This is a genomic window from Burkholderia sp. ABCPW 14, from assembly GCF_001523835.1.
Taxonomy (GTDB): domain Bacteria; phylum Pseudomonadota; class Gammaproteobacteria; order Burkholderiales; family Burkholderiaceae; genus Burkholderia; species Burkholderia mayonis.
The window spans coordinates 1-2,000 of sequence record NZ_LOVS01000044.1; the positions used below are offsets into that span (position 1 = coordinate 1).

Below are 2,000 nucleotides of genomic sequence, written 5' to 3' on the forward strand. Positions count from 1 at the left end.
GCGCCCCGCGTCAATATCCCGCTTCCGACAGGTTCGTCGCTCCTGCAACGTCGATTTTGAAACTTGTGTCATGCCGCCGTTACGTGACGCCGCCGGAAAAGCGCGGATTTTGACCGCCATCGACAATCGTAGCGCGGTAAGCCCCCGGTGAAGTCATTTTGTCCAGTCGCTTCATGACCGGGAGGATCGTGTCCACCAGATTTTTAAGTGGACACGTGTACACCATGGACGGCAACGAGGTTGAAGGGCTGGATCTGATAGAGCCGACGCGACGGCGCCGGCATAGCCGCGAGTTCAAGGAGAAGGTCGTGCGCGCGGCGATGCAGCCGAACGTATCCATCGCGGCGGTCGCGTTGGATTACCGGCTGAACGCCAACCTTGTGCGTCGCTGGGTCGTCGCCCGGCAGAAGCAGGACGTGATCGAACCGGCTGCTGCAGAAGCACTCGAAGCACCGCGGGCGGCATTCGTGCCGCTCCAGTTGGAAGCGTCGTCTGCGTCGGCGGGGCTGTCGGAGATCCGGATCGAGGTTCGTCGGGGCGCCGCCATAGTCACGGTGCATTGGCCGGCGCGCGGCGTGGCTGCGGGACTGGCTGAGATGATCCGCATCGATGCGATCTGGCTCGCGACGGAGCCGATCGACATGCGCGCCGGTGCGGATACGTTGCTGGCCCGGGTGGTGAAGGTGTTCGGCGCAGTACGGCCGCATCACGCGTATCTGTTTGCCAATCGGCATTCCACACGGATGAAGGTGCTGGTATACGATGGGCTGGGCATCTGGCTGGCCTCGCGTCGGCTGAACAAGGGTCGCTTCATCTGGAGCGATGGTGAACAGTCGGTTTCGTTGCCGTTGAATGCCGAGCAACTGCGCGCGCTGGTCACGGGTCTGCCGTGGCGGACGCTAACGCCCGATCACGCGATTACCGTGATATGACGCGCACCGGGACGTAAACAGTTTCGCTTCCGTACCGCAGCGGCCTCTGGCAGACTGGCCTGCATGGACTTGCCCACCGACCTCGACGCCCTGAGCCCGGAACTATTGCGTGCGTTGGCCGCGCACCTGATCGTGCAGGTCACCGAGCAAGAGCGGGAGGCTGGCGAGAGAGAGCGGGAGCTGCAGTATCGGCAAACGCGTATCGATCAACTGACGCACGAACTCTCCGTGCTCAAGCGCCTGCAATTCAGCAAGCGCAGCGAGCGGCTCGATGCCGAACAGATGAGCCTGCTCGACGAGGCGATCGATGCAGACCTGGCGGCACTGGAAGCCGAGCTCGAACAGCTTCAACCGGCCACGCCTGCCGCTGAGCCTCGGCAGCAGCCGAAGCGTGTGCCCTTGCCATCGAAACTGCCGCGTACGGACATCCATCACGAACCGGAAGACACCACTTGCCAGTGCGGTTGCCAGCGGGAGCGCGTGGGCGAAGACATCAGCGAGAAGCTGGACTATGCGCCAGGCGTGTTCACGGTCGAGCGGCATATCCGCGGCAAGTGGGCCTGTCGGCACTGCGGGACCCTGATCCAGGCACCGGTGCCGCCTCACGTCATCGACAAGGGTATCCCGACCACCGGGCTGTTGGCGCAGGTGCTGGTTGCCAAATACGGCGACCACCTGCCCTCGGAAGGTCGAACTGACTGTTCGCCGGCTCACTGCACGCGGGGCAACGTGCCGCCGCGATCATGAGCCTGATCCGGTCGGCGCAGCTTAACGGTCATGGATCCGTACGTCTACCTGAAAGACGTGCTCACCCGACTGCCCACGCATCGTGCCGGCGACATCGCAGCGCTGCTCCCGCATCGCTGGACGCTCGCCGCGGCTTGATCAGCGGCATCTCACGATGCCTCGGTGCCTTTACCGGGTGCTTACGTAGCGCGGTAGCGTCCCACGCCAGTGGCTCGCTACCGCGTCGGCCATGCGATGCGACGAGGCCTGCAGACAAGGCTGACGATGGCTGGAGCAGGAGTTGGGTGAGAAGGGAGGTGGGGCGTTGGGAAGACGCGGGTG

Annotated in this window: 1 protein-coding gene and 2 pseudogenes; all 3 read left to right on the top strand. The window is 64.0% G+C overall.

Annotated features, from left to right (window positions below):
• Positions 1–224 precede the first annotated feature (224 nt).
• Positions 225–932 (top strand): IS66 family insertion sequence element accessory protein TnpB, encoded by a 708-nt coding sequence (gene tnpB / locus WS62_RS37920; protein WP_231748205.1) that lies wholly within the window; start codon positions 225–227, stop codon positions 930–932.
• 63 nt (positions 933–995) lie between these two features.
• Positions 996–1,613: pseudogene (locus tag WS62_RS05840) on the top strand (IS66 family transposase zinc-finger binding domain-containing protein); the annotation flags it as partial.
• Positions 1,601–1,817 (top strand): annotated as a pseudogene (locus tag WS62_RS39005) (transposase domain-containing protein); the annotation flags it as partial. The pseudogenes WS62_RS05840 and WS62_RS39005, both read left to right, overlap by 13 nt.
• Between the last annotated feature and the right edge of the window lie 183 nt (positions 1,818–2,000).

Coding starts and splice junctions, on each gene's coding strand:
- tnpB (WP_231748205.1), top strand. CDS start 225: ATGGACGGCAACGAGGTTGAAGGGCTGGATCTGATAGAGCCGACGCGA.